This is a genomic window from Leptospira sanjuanensis (assembly GCF_022267375.1).
Classification (GTDB): Bacteria; Spirochaetota; Leptospiria; order Leptospirales; family Leptospiraceae; genus Leptospira; species Leptospira sanjuanensis.
On record NZ_JAIZBH010000001.1, the window covers coordinates 3500898 to 3518780 of the forward strand.

Sequence of the window (17883 nt, forward strand, 5' to 3'; positions counted from 1 at the left end):
GTTTTTTTAAAGTTGGTCCGACAAATGATCAGACAAAAAACATTCATAGTTTGTCTCAAAACCTAAAACTGTGGGAACTCCTGCGTTTTTAAATCGGCAAAACCGTTTTTGAAAATCAAAAGAGGTTGAAACCTAAAACTTTTGTAGGAACTACTGCGTTTTATTTACCGGTTTAGGACAAACTCTGAATGTTAAACGAAGGACTCCGGACGCGGGTCAACCCTCAATCTAAGAATGAAAACCGAAATTTCCTGTCCGCATCGGGCAAAATCTCCACTGCCTTTTCAATCGCGTCCGTATTCAAAGGCCCGTAGATATGCGGAAAAATATTCTTTCCGTCTTCTTTGGAAAACTTGGGAGAATCGGAAGCCTCGTATTTCAAAGGAGATTTCAATCGATCGGTTTTTACATACAAAAGAACCAAGTCAGTTCTTCCCGAAAAGATCCGGTTGGCCGTGTCCTCGACTTGATTTTTTTTAGAGCTATGGATAAACCCTTCCGTATATAAGGATTCCGTACTATAAAATCCGTTTTGCAACGCCGCTTCGTAATCCTTCTTCGCGGCTAGATTATAAATCCATTCTTCGGAAGAATTCACCATCGCGCGATATGATCTTCCGCCCAACCTTGTCCGTTGGAAATCTTATATTCGTTTTTGCCGAGACGAATCACTCCCTCGAATTTTCCGATCATCTGATGAACGGAAGACGCGAACAATCCCGTATTCGTCGCGGCCTTTCTGTGAAACTCGGGAACGAAGCGCAGATCGATCGCTTGTGAATCCTTCGTATAAAGACGCCAAGGTTTCATCCAATTTTCGCGATCGATTTCAAACACCGCGTCCGAAGGAATCTTGTAGATTCTTCCGTTGATTAAAATCGCGTTTTCGGTCGTGCCGGTTCCGTCCGTCCAACCCGCACCCAAGTTCATTCCGATCTTATCGTTTGCGTTATGCGCCATCATCGACGCCCAATTCCACTTTGTGGAGTACGGCCAAATCCCTCTTCCGTAATCCAAACAAGCGAACGACGTGTCCGGACTGAACTTGTATTCCATCGCTCCGTAACGAAACGTTCCTTCCGCTCCGACTCCGAACAACTTCTCCGTAAACTGAAATCTTCTTTTGGACCAAGGAACGACTACGTTTAACGTTTCCCAATTCTCCGGAACGGGAACGAAGATCTCCGCCTGCACGGGAATCTTATTGCTCGGCGAGAAGTTGATCGACAATCTGTAACCTTCTTCTTCTCTAAAGAATTGGAGACGCGCATTGCTTCCGATATAAGTCGCGTTGCTTCCGAGCAATTGTCCAAGGCTGACTCCGCCGCCGAACGGAGTGATGATCGTTCCTTCTTCGAAATCGCCCGTTTTTCGATTGAGCCAATATACGAAGATGACTCCCGCATAATCCACGTCCGAAATCGTGAACGAGGCTAAGAAGTTCTCGTCATAGATACACCAATAATTCCATTTCTTTTTTCTTAAGTAATGACCGCTCAAATTACATCTGTGTAACGGCTTTTTGGACCAGCCGACTGCGTTCAAGTTTAGGTTTCCGGATTTATCGCAAAGGTTCGTTTCTTGTCTGATTTCAGTCTCTAAGTTCATCTGAGGAAAAACTCTTTTTAGGGATTCAATACGGATACCACGGTCGCCCTTCGGAAGTCGACTTCTTTCTAACGCGTTTCTATACGGAGAATTCCCGCTAAGCCGCGTTCTCTCGACGGATTCAGCTGAAGCGGTTATCGCATCTGTTCCCTGATTCGCGTTAAATTTCTTTCCAAACGGATCAAACTGTGATACGAATTTCGAATATAGTCTTTCCGAAACGATGCGAACGGGAAAGGTGATGTTCTGCTTGAGACGAAAGAATTCTCCATTTGGAAAAACGGCTAAAATGAAATATTGTCTTACGATTCTTATCCTTTGGATTCAATTGCACGGTTGTATGCCGGCCAATCACATGAACATAGGCGATCCGGGAACAACCGAGTATTGGCTGGCCCAAATTCTCGGAAGAATCCATCCTCTCATTTTTCGGGAAAACTCCGGAACCTTGGAATGGACCGAGCTCTTAGGAAAGTCGGGAGGAACCACACTCGGCAAACACTTGGCATTGGATCCTTCTCTCTTGCCGGTCGTCGTGGGAGAAACGAACACGAACCTTTTCACCGGCAGTTTAATCGGCGTTCAAGATTTGATCGTCGCGAAATACGACACTTTCAAAAACCGAATCTGGGGCAAACAACTCGGCGCTGCGGGCGCCTCGCTTACCCTATCCCGTATGACAACCGACTCGGCGGGGAATTCGTACGTGCTCGGTTATACGACTGCGGCCTTCGGCGGTCCGATGAGCAGTGGTCAGGATTTATTCATCGTAAAATTATCCGTAGACGGAAACCCTCTCTGGATCAAACAAGCCGGACCGACCGGAGGAAGTTACTTCGTAAATCCGTTGGGGATCTGCGCGGATACCGCGGGAAATGTTTATGCTTCGGGAGATTCGAACGGTCCCTTCGGAGGAGCTTACAGCGCTACCACAAGCAATTTCGTCGCTCAATTCGATTCCCAAGGAAACCAAGTTTGGATAAAACAATTTTTCGTTTCAGGCGCGAATTCGAACGGTGGCGGTATTGCTTGCGATGCGGCTTCCGGTTCGGTATATTTTACCGGATGGGGTGGGGCCAACTTTCAAACGGAAACGGCTCCGGGGATCGGCGGAAACGACATGTTCCTCTTCAAATACGACTCGAGCGGAAACCGACAATTCGTCGCATACCAAGCCCAAAGCGGTCGGGAAATTTTATCGGGTCCCATCGTCACCGATCTTTCGGGAAACGTCTTCGTGGGAGCCGAAAGCAACGCGGACTTCGGCAACGGAGCAACTGGATTCGGTTATTTCGGAACGATCTTAAAATTTCATCCGAACGGAACCCTTCTTTGGGGAAGACAACTCGGCACCGACGTCGGCTCGTCTCAATCTTCCGTCTTCGATCTTAAAACGGATCTCGCAGGCAACGTCTTTGCAACCGGATATACAAACGCGAACTTGATCAACGGTACCGGTTCTAGCGTCGGAACGAACGACGTATTCTTCGCGAAATACAACTCAAACGGAGAATTGCAATGGGTCCGTCAGACCGGCGTCTCGGGCGGTTCGATCCAAGGTTTCGGAATCATCATCGATCCGGAAGGAACGATGTATTCGGTCGGTCATACGAACGCGCCGATGAACGGAGCCGCATTGAACGGAACACAGGATTTGTTCCTCGTCAAATATCGCTAAGTCGTTTTCGTTCGATTTCTTTTCTGTTCAAAAAAGATCGGTTTGAGACAAAGGACTGAAAAGCGACCCTCATGAACCGAAATCGAAACATCATCCACGTCGGACTCAGCGATTTATTTCTACCGATCGTGGTCCGATCCAAATCCGAAATCTTTCAGTTTCAATCCAAACTCGAAGAGCTTGGGATCGAAATCACGGGAACCAATTACGGACCGAATCAAAACGTACTCACGAGACAACTTTCCCAATCCATACTGACGATCCAGGTCGTCAACGCGGGACAAAACATCACGCAATTGCTCATCATCTCCGAAAACCCGGACGGTTCCTTGGAATCGATCGAAGAGGATTTCGAACGGGTTCTCGAGGCGTTCGATCAGGTTTGGGGAATTCAGGGGAAGAACGTCGTAAAAAGCGATCTTACGATCCGGCTATTGATCGATTCATCCACAGAACACGCGTTTGGTGAAATCTGGGAAAAGAGACTGAGACAAAGCAGGGACAGCCTGCAGAGGCTCGGACGGCCGATCTTAGGCGGAGGACTTCGATTCGTATTACCTCCCCTCAATCCGCAGGACGCCGAGGACCACGGAATCGAAATCAAGATCGAATCTTTCTTTCCCGATCCGCGCAAAGTGTTCCTTGAAGCGATCTTTCTCTGGGGCGCGCCTCGAATGATTTCCGAAAAATGGAACGCATCCGATCGGATTCAAAAAGTCATTCATTACGTGGAACAAAATCTGATCCCTTTTTTGGATCAGGCATAGACGAACCTTCCGAATTTGTCCGGGGACGAGGATAAACTTTTACGGCAGGAACCAGAACATGATTCGATTTTTACACACAGCGGATGTACACCTCAGCCAAAAGGAAAAGGAATATTCCCTTTCCGTCCTCAAAGAAATCGTCGCGGCGGCAAAAGAGGAGGAATGCACGCATATCCTCTTCTGCGGAGATTTGTTCGACCGAAATTCGGACATCGCCGCACTCAAGGAAGAAGTCAGAACGATCCTATCCTACTTTAACGGAAAAATTTTTTATATCCCCGGAAACCACGAAGAACTCGGACTCGCCGAAGGAGCCTATCCGATCGCGGCGGATCTTTCTCCCCTTTCCTATCCGCAAAAGGGAGAATCCTATAAACTCTGGATCGAGGAAATCGGCGGAGTGGAGGCGGAATTTTTCGGATTTCCGTTCAATAGAATTTTAGATTATTCGAATATTCAATTTAAGGAAAAGAAGGTAGCGTATCGGATCGCGATGCTCCACGGAACCGAAACAGAACTCGTGGAATATCTCGGACCTTCTCCCGAAGAGGCGGATTCGATCCTCGACTCCAAACCGTTCCAGGAAGCCAAATTCGACTATCTAGCGTTAGGTCACATTCATTCCGAACGTTCAATCACATCCGGTCCGATGATAAAAGCCTATCCGGGTTCGCCTCGGGTCGTTTCCTCCGGAGAATTCGGTCCGCGTACGGTCAACATCGTAACGCTCGGAAAAAACGGAACTCCTGTTCTCAAAAAAAGAATTCTTTCTTCCGCGGGAGAATACAAAGAATTCTCCGTAACTGCAACCCTAACGGGAGAAGTTCCCGATCTCTCAAAACTTCCCGCGTCGATCTCCAAACAGGATTCGGTTCGAATCAAAGTTTCGGGGATCGTGGAAGACGAACACGACGTCACGGAACTTCTCAAACGATTTTCCGAAACCGTGGACTGCAGAAAAATAGAAGTCAAAACCGTCGACCTAAGAACTTCGAGCGTTTTGATCGACAACCCGGTCGCTAAACTATTTTATGAAAAGCTAATGGATCAAAAATCCAAATGGAACGGAGACAATCCTCCCGATTGGAACGAAATCTTAGTCTTGGGTTTGGAACAAATCGAAGACTTCGCGGGGAAGAATTGATATGATATCCGCTCTTCAACTGCTAAAATTCGGCAAATTCGAAAAGGCAGAATTCGAACTTTCGGATTCCGTCACGATCTTTCACGGAAAAAACGAATCCGGAAAAACGACGATCTTCGACGCGTTGCGACTCGCGATCGGAAGCAAATTTCTTACCGCGAGCCAGGAACCGAAAAAGAGCATTCTTTCCCGATACGGGGAAAAAAGCTTGGACGGTTACAAGGTTTTAGGAGAAGTTCCCGAACTTTCCAAAGACGCCGCGCCGCAATACGTTCACTGCGTTTCCCTCCGAGAGGGAGAATTGGAATTCGCATTCCACAACGACAAGATCATCAAACCCGACTTTCTCCGCAGCAAACTGCTGAACAACGGAGTCAACCTCGAAGGAATTTCGAGTTCGCTTAACAAAATTCATTCGCCCAAAAAGGGAAGCGCGCCCGCCAACGCGTTCGACAAACTCAAAGAGGAGATCGCAAAACTCAAAAGCGGAAAAATCGAACTCGTCACAAACATCGAAACGCTTCACGCAAGAAACAAAACGAAAGTCGCGCAAGAGGAACGACACAACCGGGATCGATCCAAGGAACTCGAAATCCGTAAACAGCTCGAAACGATCGAAAAAAACTCGGGGTTAGACGCGAAGATCCAAAAGAAAATCCGACTCCTGGAAACTCTTTCCGAAATTCTTCGATTGAAAACCGCCCAGGAAACGTTGAATAAAAATCTTTTGTTTTCCAAAGACGAATCCTCCGGTTTTGAAAGTTTTCAAAAGGAAATCGAGACTTCGGAAAAAAACCTTTCCGCTTCGACAACTCTGCTCCAAGACAAACAAAGTGCGATCGATTCCAAAAAGAGGGAAATCGAATCCCTTCGAAACCAACTCGACGTTTCTCAAAAGATGAAACAGAAAGCTGAGGAATGGAACGAAAAAATCGACAAAGTTCTCCGCGAAGAAGGATTTACCGAAGAGGTTCGCACCACCGAATCGAATCCCACTCATAGACTTTTAGGAATGATTTTGACGGGACTCGGTTGTTTCGGCTGGTTAGGAGTCATCGGTTCTCTCGTTTTCGCAAACCCGGGGGGCTTCGAAATTCTTTCCGCTTCCTTGATTGCAACAGGTCTTGGAGCGCTCGGAATCTACTTTCTCACCCGAAAAAAGGAAATCGTATCCGTCCGATACAATTCCGAAAAGGAAAAGGATTTCGTATTAAAAGTTTCCGGTCAATGGAACTTAACATTTCCGGAATATTCAATTCCTTTGATAGAAAAAATCGAAAACCTCAGGCAATTCTTCGCAAAACAAATCCAAAACAACGAAGTAAAAAACGATCGGATCGAATCTTTGGAAAAGGAAATCCGGACGTTCAGCGGAGAAAGCGATAAGATACGCGACACGATTCGTCTGGAAACCGAAAAGATCCAAAACCTCACCTCCAAACGGAATTCTTGGCTGAACGATCGAAGGGCTTCCACGATTCAGGAATACCACAAACGCATCGCCGAATTTCAGGCGCAGACCAAAAGTTTTTCCGAGGGTCTCAAAAAGATTCTCACCGATCACGGAGCTTCAACATTGGAGGATCTCGAAATCCGCTGTAAAACGGCTATTTCCGCGATGGAGGAAATTCCAACTCAGCTTCCAAACGACCCGGAACGACATCTTCGCGAAACGAAAAAAAAGGAACTCGAAAAAGAACTGCAGGGCTTAAACTCGGAATTACAAAAATTGAATACTGCCATCCAAGTGGAGGACGCGCTCATTCAGGATTCTTTACCGGAAAAAGAAAAGGCTCTGATCGAAACGATCCAATCGATCGCAGAAAAAGAAATCGAATTTTTCCGAATGGAATCCAAACGTAGATCCGCCAAGATCGCACAGGACATCGTGGAAGAAATTTCCAAGGATCAATCGATGCAATTCGCGTTCGTATCCTCCGAAATCGGAAAGGAAATCAATCGAATGCTTCCCAAACGCGAGATTTCTTTCGAAGCGATCGACAAAAAAGAATCGATCAAGATGAAAGATCAAGCGGGCAATCTGCGATCCATCGACCATCTTTCGGGTGGAACGGTCGCTACGTTCTATCTGATTTTTAAATTATTCTTAGCGCGCAAGACGGTTCCAAAAAACGGAATCTTATTACTCGACGAACCCTTCGTTCATCTCGATCCGGGAAGAATCGAATCCGCACTGGAATATCTGAAACAATTTCAAAAAGAGACCGACTATCAGATCTGCTTCTTCACAAAACAAACGGAGTTGGCGGATATCATCGCAAAGTCGTTTCCGAAATCGAAGAAGATTGCTTTATCATGATTTTCGAATTGACTTGCGAATTCTTCCTTTTAGGATTTTATAAAAAAATATAATCGAGGTCTATTTTGAAAACGCTCATTCATCGAAGTCTTCTGGCGCTTCTTCTCTTACAAGTTTATAACTGTTTACTCTTTGACACGCTCGGAGTGACTCCGGGAAGAATCAAAGGTTCCGAGGCGGCCAACAATATCCGCGACGCGGCGATCGTAACCGACCTGATCAACTCGACGATTTTAAACGGACGCGCGAGCGTTTCGATCCTGAGTCTTTTGGCGGATCAACTCGCGGGAATCAAATCGGACGGAACCTATGTGAAATCCGAAGTGGACGATTGTGTTGCGGAAATCAAAGGACTCAGCGGGTATCTGATCGGTTCGGCGCTTACGATCGTGCTTCAATCCAAATGTTCTTTGGAAGCGGATAAGGTTTTCCTCGATTCTCCGTTTCCGGAAATCTGATCAACGCGTAAAAACGGAAACGCTTTCGAGATGGCTCGTGTGAGGAAATAAATCCACGGGCGTCAGTTTCTCGTATCGAAACGACTTTGTCAGTTCGAGCGCGTCTCTTCGAAGCGTTTCGGGATTGCAAGAAACATACAGCACACGATTCACTTTAGAATTCAATAATATCTTTTTCGTCTCGGGATCCAACCCTTCTCTCGGAGGATCCACGATCACCACGTCCGGCTTTTCGCCGATCGTATTCTGAAGAGACTGCAAAACCTTTCCTTTGACAAAGGTCGCATTTTCGATTCCGTTCGCTTTGGCCGCGCCGATCGCGGAACGAATCGAATTCGGATTTTCCTCAAGACCGATCACCCGTTTTGATTTGGAAGCGACATACAGGGAAATCGTTCCGATTCCGCAGTACGCGTCCACGACGACTGAATCCTCGGGAAGATCCTCCACGACAAGATCATACAGATTCGTAATCTGAAACGGATTCACTTGAAAGAAGGTGGAAAGACCGATCTGAAAATCAAGATTCCCGATTTTCTCCTTCACGAAATGTCTTCCGAACCAGGTCGTTTCCTTGTCGCCTAACACAACTTTTGTGTTCCGCAGGTTTACGTTCTGGAGAATTCCCACAACTTCCGCTTTCGATTTCTCCTTAGATAAGAATTGTTTGATATACGAATGCAGACTGTTGGTCAGATTTTTTCTTCCGGGAATTTCCGCGGCGTTCGTGACGATTCCCACGAGAATTTCCTGGGTCGCTTGCGCCTTTCGAAGTACGATATGTCTTAATAGACCGCTTCCGTTTTTTTCGTTGTATGGACTGATGTTTTCCGTTCTGGCCCAGTGACGAATCGCCGCCGCTACGATCGTCAAATCCGCGTCCTGAATTCTACATTCCTTTTGATCGATGATAAAGGTGTTTTCTTTGTTGTGAAGACCGAGCGTTAGAACGGATTTTTTTCCGATCTTGCGATGACCGAAAGGCAACTGAACCTTATGACGATACATCTGGTCCTTTGGACTTTTTACGATCGTTCGTATATCGAGTCCTTTGAAACCGCCGAACTGTTTTTCGATCTCTTCCTGTTTGTGTTGAAGTTGTTTTTCATAACCGATATGCAATCGGTCGCAGCCGGCGCATTCGGGGTAGTGTTGACAGGATTGACTCGCGGGGGGTTTCATTCTCCTTTCACGCTTTCGCGCCTTCGCGGAGTGTCAATCACATCAGATAGATTTTTCCGTGTTTGTCCTTGATCATCGGATCGGCTCCGTGTTTTAAAAGGAGTTCGGCAAACTCGGACATACCGTGGGACGATTTCGCGAGATTCATACAAGTGACTCCGTCGAAATCCTGCACGTTCGGATCGGCTCCGCTTTCCAAAAGCAAACGAAACGGCTCCAACTTTCCCTCGTTTACGCAGTGATGCAACGGGCTCATTCCGTTTCCGTCCTTTCGATTCAGGTCCGCGTTTCCTCGAATCAAAACGCTCATCATTTCCAAGGGAGAATCTTCAATGATACAATGTAAAAGCGGCGTCAAGCCCGTGTTCTCGTCGGCGAGATCGGGATCGGCGGAAAATCGTAAAAGAGTTCGAACGATTTCAAAACGTTCGTATTTGATAGCGAGCGATAAGGGTGTTACGCCGTGATACAGATTCGCATTCGGATCAAACCCTTTCTCCAAGACATTTTGAACTTTAGAGACGTTTCCGCTTTTGATCGCTCCGAAAAATACGAGTCGTTTCCAAAAAGAAGCAGGTTGCCCCTTGGTAAAACCGGAACCTGCCGCCGAACGATCGTGTTCCGCCATTCCTTTTGTCTTAGAATTCATATCTTTCCTTCCTTCTGAGCGCGTGCCTTTACCGGCGCCTCGGCTTGGATATCGATGTCGTTTTAAAAAACGGACGAATCCATTCTACCGGAAAAGATGGGGTCTTGTATTGTAAAAAAGGGACAAAGCCCGGTTTTTCAATCCGTACCAAATCAACGGAGAATAACCGGAAAACGCGACGAATTCCTTCGTAAAATGGGCTTGGTCGTAATATCCGGCGTCCAACGCAAGATCGCTCAAAGTTCGGTCTTCCGATCGCATCCAAGCGGCGTTTTGGAAACGGACGACTCTCGCAAATTCCTTCGGATTGTAACCGATTCTTTCCTGGAATTTTCGTTCCAAGGTTTTTCTGACCGCGCCTAAATGTTTGGAAAGTTCGGAAATTTTGATTCTTCCTTTAGTATGGAAAATCCGGAGAACGGCCTCATCGACCAAAGCGTCCGGAGAACCATGAGTATTTAATAATTTACTAAAATAACGGTCGGATATACGAACTCGGTCCTCGAAGGTTCGTGCGGCTCGAATTCGTTTTATAAAATCGGAATATTCGGAAGTCCCCGGAATCTCCAAATCGGAAAGGTGACTGTCCGCTTCCTTTGCGGGAATCCGAAACAAGGAGGAAAACGCTCCCGGAAACAATCGAACATTAAAAAATCCTACCCTTCCCGTCGGAGCGATCTTAAAATTGGAAAGATGATTCCCTACGATATGTCCGTGTGATAAAATCCATTCTTCCTTTCCGTTTTTCCAGGAACTGAATCGAATCGGATCTCCGTACGATATATGAAGTTCGTTTTCGACCGACGCAAAGATCGTCGGAAATTCCGTTTCGCCCGGCGGCGTCGTATCGGATTCCCAACCCCAGTAACAGGAAACAAGTCCCGCGAGCACAGAGTTCGGTTTAGCAAAACGGATTTTCATTTCGATTCCCTGATCTTTCGTAAAAGTTCGCGGTTGGATTCCTGACGAAGAAGGGCGTTTTTATATCGCCGCAGTTCGGCTTCCGTTTCAGGTTTGATCTGCGGAACCGGAGACGGAACCTTATTTTCGTTTAACGCGACAAAGGTTAAATAGGCTGTCGTGGCCCTCATCGTCGTGCCTTCGTACGGATTCTCTTTCGAAACCTGAACGCCGACTTCCAAGGAAGTTTTCCCGGTGTAATTCACGCTCGCTTTTAGTAAGACATGATCTCCGACCGAAATCGGCGCGATAAAATTCAATCGATCCACACTCGCGGTCACCGCTTCCTTTCCGCAATGTCTTTGTGCGACCATCACCGCAATCATATCGATCCAACTCATGAGAGTTCCGCCGAACAAGGTTCCGTAATGATTGGCGTGATCCGGCATTACGATATGCCTGGTTTCCGCCGCGCTTTGTGAGGGAGTTTTTTCCAACATCGTCAGCGTAAAGAAGAGGCTTCCACTTCCATATAGTAATGATCGGGAATTTTTCCGGGAGGTCCGGAAAACGCCCTCGCCTCGATCGTCCGAAACCCGAGCCCTTTGTAAAGCGCGATGGCGGCTTCGTTCTTTTGAGAAACGTCCAAAGAAAGCGTTTTGAAATTCGGAAACCGATTCGCCATAAACCGAATCAGTTCTTTGCCGATTCCCTTTCCTCTGTGCTTTTCGGAAACGGCGATATGCCCGAGATACAATCTTCCCGGTTTGGGAGGTTTGATCATTCCTTCGGTCGTCAAGCCGCGGCCCATGACCTTCGGTGCGGCAAAACCGTATACGGAAATAATACGAAGCGCGGTGCCTCCGTTGAGCAGTAAAAAGGAAGGTTGACGATAACTGAGAATCGCGCCGACGATTTCTCCCTGATGCTCGGCAACGAAGTGATTCGTATAAGAGATCGTATTGCCGCGTTTGATAAACGAAGAACGTAAAAAGTCGAAAGGAGTCTTCTCGTTTTGCGTGAATACGAAATCCCAAGCTGCGGGTCCGGAGGAATAAATCAAAGGAACAACGACGTCCACGTCTTGGGGTTCGGAGGGACGGATTTGAAGGGAAGGTTTCAATCGGTTACTCTTTCTTTTTTTCGCACAAGGCTAATTCAGGCGCGCTTCGGCTCAAGCGAGAAATTCCCTTTCGTTTACTCGTAAGATCGCTCTCAGAACGTCGCTACGCGTAATCATTCCGATGACGTGAATCGATTCGTTGACTACGGGAAGACATCCGATTCTTTCTTCGAAAAGAACTTTTGAAATTTCCCCGATACCGGCGTGAATCTGAACCGATAAAACCCGGGTCTTCATCATTTGCCCGATCGTTTTACCGAGTTCCGATTCATCGGAATGACCGAGTTTCCAACGCATCCAATCGCGATCGGAAAGAATGCCGCATAACGTGTTGGAATCGTCGAGAACGGGAACATGACGAAACCGTTTTTCGATAAAGATTTCCTCCGCTCTTGCGATCGGATCTTGTTCGAGAAAAAATACCACGGGAGAACTCATCAAATCCCGCGCGGTAAGCGAAGAAAGGGATTCTCCTTTGTTGGAGCGGACTTTTCCCAAAGAAGAAACGGCCTTGTATTCGGAGCTGATCCCTTCCCCCACGTTAGAGGATCGAGGCGGAACTTCCGTTTCCGATTCGGCCTTGATTTTCGAAACGGCGGGAGAAGGCGCGATCGAATGAAGAGGATGAACGATCTCCGGTCGAACCGGTGGAACATAGTTTTCCGAAACTCCTCTTGTCACCCAGAAAAACAAAACTAACCCATCCTTAGGATCAGATAATTGTACGAAGCGATGATCCTTTGCGTCATTTCCAACCCGTCCTTGTTCACGTCGGGGTGATATTTCTTGATCAATTCTTTGAATCGTTTTTTAAGTTCTTCTAATGTACAAGGACCGTCGAATCCGAGAACGTCCAAATGTCTCTGCGTTTCCGGGTCCATTTCCTGAAAAACAGAAACAGGTTTTTTCTTTTTCGGTTTTTTACGGAAGGTTCCGAACAGATCGTAATAGGCGCGGTCCCGATATTCTCTCGTGATCTCGCGGAGATGAAAGACCTTCGTATTCAAAATCGAAAAGATATGATTCTTTAAAAAGACGTCCGCACCGTAATCGTTTTGGATCGATTTCAGTTCGATAAAATCGGAAATTCCGTTTTCCACGATCCGCTCGAAATTGAACTTATCGTCGAAGTACGAATCGAACGCGTCGTCGAAGTCCAGCGTCGCGGACGACAAAAGAAGAAGAAGCTCCCGATCGAGTTCGTGTCTTTCCAAACGCGATTGAATCGTTTCCTTCAGATTGATCTGAAGTTCGGCGAGATAATTATCGTCGAAGTATATTCCGTTTTTTGCAAATTCCTCTCCGATTCCTTCTATCTTGAGAATCTTGGATAAAAGCTGAATGAGGGAATCCGCGTGCGTTTCGTTGAATCCCGCCGCGGCCCGCGACGAAAAATGAACGTCGTTACGGAGATCGTAGAAAATTCTGTAATAGTCTTCTTTGCGGATGTTCAAAGCGGTTATGATCTTTTCCACGGGAATATACCATTCGCAATTCGTACATCCCGATTGAATCTCGAAAATAATATCCTCTAACGAGGATCGGATCTGATCAAAACTTCGAGTCTGCATACTCTTCTACTTCCAGATTTTCCACCCTTGCAAATCCGTTCATCAATTCTTTTTCCAATTAGACTTATAGAATCGAAACGGAAATCTTCCCGAACCTCGAAAAAAGGTTTGCTCGGATCGTTTCTTAAACTCATCCATCCTTATTATGCTTCCTTTAATCGCCGTCCTTGCTTGTTTTCTGGTTTATTTTCTCGGATATAAATTTTACTCGGGCTATATTTCGAAATCGATCTTCGATTTAAAGAGCGATCACGAAAGCACTCCTTCCCACAAGCTGAACGACGGAGTGGATTACCTTCCCACAAAACCAATCGTATTGTTCGGTCATCATTATGCGTCCATTGCCGGCCTCGCTCCCGTACTCGGACCCGCCGTAGCGGTCATCTGGGGATGGCTGCCCGCGATGATCTGGGTCGTATTCGGAAGCATCTTCGTGGGTTGCGTTCACGACTTCGGCGCTCTCGTGGTTTCGGTCCGCAATCAAGGCAAGAGCATCGGTCAAGTCGCGGAGGATTTGTTAGGTCATCGCGCGAGAAGTTTATTTCACGCGATCATCTTCTTTTTAGTCGCGTTAGCGATGGGAGTTTTCGTTCTTGTCCTTGCGGAGATGTTTTCCGCGGACCCGAAAGCGCATCTAACTCCGAACACGATCGCAACAAACGCATCGGCGGAAGAAAAGAAAATTTCTTCGTCTACGGAAGCGACGAAAAAATCCGAAACGACAAGTGCGACCGCGACTTCTTCCGCAACTTCGACCGCCGTTTCGAATTCTAAAACATCCAAAGAAGTTCACGATCATCCGGGCGAAATTAGAACGGAAGAAAAACCTTCCATCAAATTGAGAAGCCATTTCCCGGAAGCGGTGATCCCTTCCACGGCCATCATGATTCTCGCAATCATCATGGGTTATCTACATTACAAAAAAGGAATGGATCTCACGCCTCTTACGATCTTCAGCGTTCTCGCGACCTTATTCTTCATGATCTTGGGAATGCACGACGGAATTCTTTCCTGGACCGGACTCAACCGCGTGGAAACTTCTCCTTCTACCGGAACATGGAAATACGTTTTGCTGTTCTACGCGTTTCTGGCTTCGGTGACTCCGATCTGGTTGTTGTTGCAAAGCCGAGATTATATCAATTCGTTCTTATTGTATTTGGGAATCATTCTGATCTACGTGGGATTTTTTATGGGGGGAATGCTTCAGCAATTTCCATCGTTCAACGCCGAAGCGATCCGAACCGAATCCATCGGACTCGATCTGATTCCGTTCGTATTCATCACGATCGCGTGCGGAGCCGTTTCAGGATTTCATGCTTTGGTCAGCTCGGGAACCACGGCAAAACAATTGGATCGGGAGATAGACGCAAGACCGATCGGTTACGGGGGAATGATCGGCGAATCGTTGTTAGGTTTGTCCGCGGTCATCGCCTGCACGATCGGTTTCACTTCTTCGGAAGAATGGTCCGGCTTTTATCGTTCCTGGTCCGGCATTCAAGGTTTAGCGCCTCAGGTCGGGGCGTATATCTACGGGACCGGAAGATTTTTATCGCAGCTCGGAATTCCCGAATCTTTCGGACAAGGGTTCATCGCGCTTATCGTCATCAGCTTTGCGTTGACTTCTCTCGATTCCGCGACGAGACTTCTTCGTTACAACATCGAAGAGATCGCCGAATCGACGCGCATCTCTTGGATTCGAACTCTCGTCGGCAATCGATACGTTTCAAGTTTGATCGCGTGCGCCGCGATCGGATTTTTCGCGTTTATGGAAATCGAGCAGGACGGAAAGAAGAAACCGGCGGGGCTTGCACTTTGGAAACTTTTCGGAACGACGAACCAGCTTCTTGCGGGACTTGCTTTATTGGTGGTGACCATTTTTCTACTCAAGTCCAAGAAACGAATCAAAGTCTCCTTTATCCCTATGTTGTTCGTGTTATCCGTGACTCTCTGGGCGATGATCCGAAACTTTTTCGACTTTTTAACCGGCCCTTCTCCGAATATACTATTGGCGGGAGTCGGCGGAACGTTGATCGTCCTCACGCTTTGGCTGTTGGTCGAAGCCGTTCTAACCTGGAACCGCATTAGAAAAGTATGAAATTCTGTAGCTCTTGCGGATCGCCCGTCGTTTACAAAATCCCGGAAGGAGACAACCGGTCCAGGCACGTATGCGACAACTGCGGAACGATCCACTATTCCAATCCGAAAGTGGTCGTGGGAAGTATTCCGATTTGGGAGAATCGGATTCTACTTTGTAAACGCGCGATCGAACCCAGAAAGGGATTTTGGACTTTGCCCGCGGGCTTTCTCGAAAACAGAGAAACGGTCGAGGAAGGCGCGATTCGCGAAACCAAGGAAGAAGCGAACGCCGACATTTCCATCATCGGATTGCAGAGCGTCTACAGCATCCCTCATATCAGTCAGATTTATATGTTCTTTTTAGCGGACTTGGTGGACGGAAAATTCTCCGTAAGCTCCGAATCCGAAGAGGTGCAACTTTTTTCAGAGGAGGAAATTCCCTGGGATGAGCTCGCCTTTACTTCGGTTTATTTCGCCTTGAAAAAATACGTGGATGCTCCCGTTAAAAATTCCCTGCATCTTGGAAACATCAGGGATCGTAAAACCCCGCCGAAAGAATCCTGAAGAACGTAGAACCCGTTCTTAAAAAAATATGGGAAAAAAAACGTACTAAATTAGAGTGTACTGCATGCGAAACGGAATTCGTTTAACAAAGACTGCGGTCCTCTCTTTTATCCTTGTATCGTTTCAACTGCGCGCGGATTCCTTTATTAAAACGAACTCGGATTCATTTTCTCCGAACTGGGACGGAAGGAACGACGTTCTCGAATTTAAGATTTCCAAGTCAGCTCTTCCCCGTCTCGCCGATTGGGAACTCGTAGTTAAGAACTCGGCGGACGAAGTCGTAAAAACCTTCAAAGCGGATCATAGAAGAAAGAAAGGATTCTCCCTTTTACCGTTTTTACAGGACGACTCGAAATTATCCCCTCCGGAAATCGGAATTCCGGAATCGATCTATTGGTCGGGCGACGACTCGAAAGGATTTCTTCTTCCCGACGGGGAATACAAATATCGATTGAGATTCGTTACGGAGAATAAGGAGAATCTATTGTCCGAAGAAAAAACGGTCGTGTTGGATTCAAGACCGCCGAGTTCGGAAATCGGCTCCAAAACCCGTGTATTGTTTTTAGGAGGAGATCGAAATTCCTCCCGCATCCAAATCTCACAAAAAGTTTCGGGAGAATCCTCCGATTTTTTTACCGGAGAATTTCTGGATTCCGAAGGAAGGATCGTAAAGTCCTACACTTGGAAACAAAAGGACGTCCCATATATTCTAAGCTGGGACGGAACCGACTACACCAACAAACAACTGTCAGGCGGGATTTATAAATATCGATTGGTGGGAACGGACAGAGCGAGAAACGAATCGATCTCGATTCTTTCCGATTTAACGATCCGCACCGAATCGATCGGAGTGGATTTGTTTTCCGATTCCAAACTCTATTCGTATCTTCCGGGAAGTTCCAAAAACTCCGCACGCTTTTCCTTTTATATTTCCCCCAAGATCAAATCGGATTCTTACGAAGTCGAAATCTTTCAAAAGAAAGGCAACGAGGAAAAAAGCGTTTATCGTTTCCGCGATACGGGCGAACCGAACGCGGAATGGAAATGGGATTTGAGAAACCAAGCGGGCGATCTCGTCGGCGAGGGAATTTATTTTTATCGTCTAACGGTGCATAGTCGATACGAACGCCACCAATCCGTTCCTTCCTCGTTCGAAGTTTTAAAAGAGTCCTTCGACTTGGACGTGTCGGTTTCCTTAAAAGAATTCACCCCTGACAACGACGGTAAAAACGATCTGCAAAAAATTCTTCTTTCGCACTCCGGAATTCCGCTTCAATCCTGGGAACTCACGTTATACGAAATTCCTCCGTACACGTCCCTCAAACGAAAGATCAAAACCTGGAACGGGGAAGGACAACCCGGTTCGGAAATCCTTTGGGAAGGTCTCGACGAATCGGGAGTTCGAGTCGGATCGTTAAGCGAATTCTATTTTGAATGGAAATATACGGATATATTCGGTAGAGAATCCGTCGGTAAAGGCGCCGATTTCAAAACGGGAATCTTAATCGTGGAAGAGGACGGCTCCCTTCGAATCTCCGTTCCGGAATCCCAGGTGGAAGCGAGATGGTGGAGTTTACCCGGAAAAATCCGCTCGGTGTTAAACGAATTCCCGGGATATAAAATCGAATTGCAGTCCCATTCCTCTCATCAAGGCGACGAGGAAGTCAATCAAGTCGTGTCCGAAGAGCGCGCCAGAACCGCGTTCGAATATTTCTTTTCAAAGTCCGTTCCTTTCGGTAGAATTCGCTTCCGAGGTTACGGGGAAACGTTGCCTCTGATTCCCGGTTCCGGAAAATACGAAGCCGATAAGAATCAAAGAATCGATTTTTTTCTTTCGCCGTAA

General features: G+C 46.9%; 17 protein-coding genes. 8 read left to right on the forward strand and 9 right to left on the reverse strand.

Going from position 1 to position 17883, the window contains the following annotated elements; all coding sequences use genetic code 11:
* Positions 1 to 223: 223 nt before the first annotated feature.
* Together LFX17_RS15845 and LFX17_RS15850 are read right to left on the reverse strand one after the other, a co-directional pair.
* A complete protein-coding gene (locus LFX17_RS15845) occupies positions 224 to 601 on the reverse strand; it encodes a DUF952 domain-containing protein (protein ID WP_238747297.1) in 378 nt (125 codons plus the stop codon).
* A complete protein-coding gene (locus LFX17_RS15850; RefSeq protein ID WP_238747298.1) occupies positions 595 to 1608 on the reverse strand; it encodes a DUF2804 domain-containing protein in 1014 nt (337 codons plus the stop codon). Before LFX17_RS15850 ends, LFX17_RS15845 begins: the two co-directional genes overlap by 7 nt.
* 289 nt (positions 1609 to 1897) lie before the next feature.
* Between LFX17_RS15850 and LFX17_RS15855 the strand changes: the two genes are divergently transcribed.
* From LFX17_RS15855 to LFX17_RS15875, 5 genes are all read left to right on the forward strand, one after another.
* A complete protein-coding gene (locus tag LFX17_RS15855) occupies positions 1898 to 3286 on the forward strand; it encodes an SBBP repeat beta-propeller lipoprotein, LipL53 family (RefSeq protein ID WP_238731077.1) in 1389 nt (462 codons plus the stop codon).
* 71 nt (positions 3287 to 3357) lie between these two features.
* Entirely contained in the window at positions 3358 to 4053 is a 696-nt protein-coding gene (locus LFX17_RS15860) for a hypothetical protein (protein WP_238731078.1), read from the forward strand.
* A gap of 58 nt (positions 4054 to 4111) precedes the next feature.
* Positions 4112 to 5197: a metallophosphoesterase family protein gene (locus tag LFX17_RS15865; RefSeq protein ID WP_238747299.1), complete on the forward strand. Its 1086-nt coding sequence runs from the start codon at positions 4112 to 4114 to the stop codon at positions 5195 to 5197.
* A gap of 1 nt (position 5198) precedes the next feature.
* Positions 5199 to 7517 carry an ATP-binding protein gene (locus LFX17_RS15870; RefSeq protein WP_238747300.1) on the forward strand — a complete coding sequence of 773 codons (2319 nt, stop codon included), beginning with the start codon at positions 5199 to 5201 and terminating at the stop codon, positions 7515 to 7517.
* A gap of 65 nt (positions 7518 to 7582) precedes the next feature.
* On the forward strand, positions 7583 to 7975 hold the full coding sequence (locus tag LFX17_RS15875; protein ID WP_238731081.1) for a TIGR04452 family lipoprotein: 393 nt from the start codon (positions 7583 to 7585) through the stop codon (positions 7973 to 7975).
* Here LFX17_RS15875 and rlmD read toward each other — a convergent pair whose 3' ends face one another.
* From rlmD to LFX17_RS15910, 7 genes are all read right to left on the reverse strand, one after another.
* Positions 7976 to 9157: a 23S rRNA (uracil(1939)-C(5))-methyltransferase RlmD gene (gene rlmD, locus LFX17_RS15880; RefSeq protein ID WP_238731082.1), complete on the reverse strand. Its 1182-nt coding sequence runs from the start codon at positions 9155 to 9157 to the stop codon at positions 7976 to 7978. It abuts the gene before it with no gap.
* Between the two features lie 37 nt (positions 9158 to 9194).
* Positions 9195 to 9785, reverse strand: coding sequence for an ankyrin repeat domain-containing protein (locus tag LFX17_RS15885; RefSeq protein ID WP_238747819.1), 591 nt, complete (start codon positions 9783 to 9785; stop codon positions 9195 to 9197).
* A gap of 105 nt (positions 9786 to 9890) precedes the next feature.
* Positions 9891 to 10727 carry a helix-turn-helix domain-containing protein gene (locus LFX17_RS15890; protein ID WP_238747301.1) on the reverse strand — a complete coding sequence of 279 codons (837 nt, stop codon included), beginning with the start codon at positions 10725 to 10727 and terminating at the stop codon, positions 9891 to 9893.
* Positions 10724 to 11206, reverse strand: coding sequence for an acyl-CoA thioesterase (locus LFX17_RS15895; RefSeq protein WP_238731084.1), 483 nt, complete (start codon positions 11204 to 11206; stop codon positions 10724 to 10726). The genes LFX17_RS15890 and LFX17_RS15895 overlap by 4 nt, the downstream gene beginning before the upstream one ends.
* Positions 11207 to 11208: 2 nt before the next feature.
* Entirely contained in the window at positions 11209 to 11829 is a 621-nt protein-coding gene (locus tag LFX17_RS15900) for a GNAT family N-acetyltransferase (protein ID WP_238731085.1), read from the reverse strand.
* A 51-nt stretch (positions 11830 to 11880) separates the two neighbouring features.
* Complete coding sequence (locus tag LFX17_RS15905; RefSeq protein ID WP_238747302.1) at positions 11881 to 12522, reverse strand: CBS domain-containing protein; 642 nt, start codon at positions 12520 to 12522, stop codon at positions 11881 to 11883.
* A gap of 2 nt (positions 12523 to 12524) precedes the next feature.
* Entirely contained in the window at positions 12525 to 13400 is an 876-nt protein-coding gene (locus tag LFX17_RS15910; RefSeq protein ID WP_319937425.1) for a J domain-containing protein, read from the reverse strand.
* A gap of 145 nt (positions 13401 to 13545) precedes the next feature.
* On the opposite strand from LFX17_RS15910, the gene LFX17_RS15915 reads away from it, so the two are divergent.
* The 3 genes from LFX17_RS15915 to LFX17_RS15925 all read left to right on the forward strand — a co-directional run bounded on the left by LFX17_RS15915 (position 13546) and on the right by LFX17_RS15925 (position 17883).
* Positions 13546 to 15495, forward strand: a complete 1950-nt coding sequence (locus tag LFX17_RS15915) for a carbon starvation CstA family protein (protein WP_238747303.1) — start codon at positions 13546 to 13548, stop codon at positions 15493 to 15495.
* Positions 15492 to 16040 (forward strand): NUDIX hydrolase, encoded by a 549-nt coding sequence (locus LFX17_RS15920; protein ID WP_238731088.1) that lies wholly within the window; start codon positions 15492 to 15494, stop codon positions 16038 to 16040. Before LFX17_RS15915 ends, LFX17_RS15920 begins: the two co-directional genes overlap by 4 nt.
* 64 nt (positions 16041 to 16104) lie before the next feature.
* Positions 16105 to 17883: an OmpA family protein gene (locus LFX17_RS15925; RefSeq protein ID WP_238747304.1), complete on the forward strand. Its 1779-nt coding sequence runs from the start codon at positions 16105 to 16107 to the stop codon at positions 17881 to 17883.

Coding starts and splice junctions, on each gene's coding strand:
- LFX17_RS15850 (WP_238747298.1), bottom strand. CDS start 1,608: ATGAACTTAGAGACTGAAATCAGACAAGAAACGAACCTTTGCGATAAA.
- LFX17_RS15885 (WP_238747819.1), bottom strand. CDS start 9,785: ATGGCGGAACACGATCGTTCGGCGGCAGGTTCCGGTTTTACCAAGGGG.
- rlmD (WP_238731082.1), bottom strand. CDS start 9,157: ATGAAACCCCCCGCGAGTCAATCCTGTCAACACTACCCCGAATGCGCC.
- LFX17_RS15845 (WP_238747297.1), bottom strand. CDS start 601: ATGGTGAATTCTTCCGAAGAATGGATTTATAATCTAGCCGCGAAGAAG.
- LFX17_RS15915 (WP_238747303.1), top strand. CDS start 13,546: ATGCTTCCTTTAATCGCCGTCCTTGCTTGTTTTCTGGTTTATTTTCTC.
- LFX17_RS15865 (WP_238747299.1), top strand. CDS start 4,112: ATGATTCGATTTTTACACACAGCGGATGTACACCTCAGCCAAAAGGAA.
- LFX17_RS15920 (WP_238731088.1), top strand. CDS start 15,492: ATGAAATTCTGTAGCTCTTGCGGATCGCCCGTCGTTTACAAAATCCCG.
- LFX17_RS15860 (WP_238731078.1), top strand. CDS start 3,358: ATGAACCGAAATCGAAACATCATCCACGTCGGACTCAGCGATTTATTT.
- LFX17_RS15890 (WP_238747301.1), bottom strand. CDS start 10,727: ATGAAAATCCGTTTTGCTAAACCGAACTCTGTGCTCGCGGGACTTGTT.
- LFX17_RS15870 (WP_238747300.1), top strand. CDS start 5,199: ATGATATCCGCTCTTCAACTGCTAAAATTCGGCAAATTCGAAAAGGCA.
- LFX17_RS15895 (WP_238731084.1), bottom strand. CDS start 11,206: ATGTTGGAAAAAACTCCCTCACAAAGCGCGGCGGAAACCAGGCATATC.
- LFX17_RS15910 (WP_319937425.1), bottom strand. CDS start 13,400: ATGCAGACTCGAAGTTTTGATCAGATCCGATCCTCGTTAGAGGATATT.
- LFX17_RS15855 (WP_238731077.1), top strand. CDS start 1,898: ATGAAATATTGTCTTACGATTCTTATCCTTTGGATTCAATTGCACGGT.
- LFX17_RS15925 (WP_238747304.1), top strand. CDS start 16,105: ATGCGAAACGGAATTCGTTTAACAAAGACTGCGGTCCTCTCTTTTATC.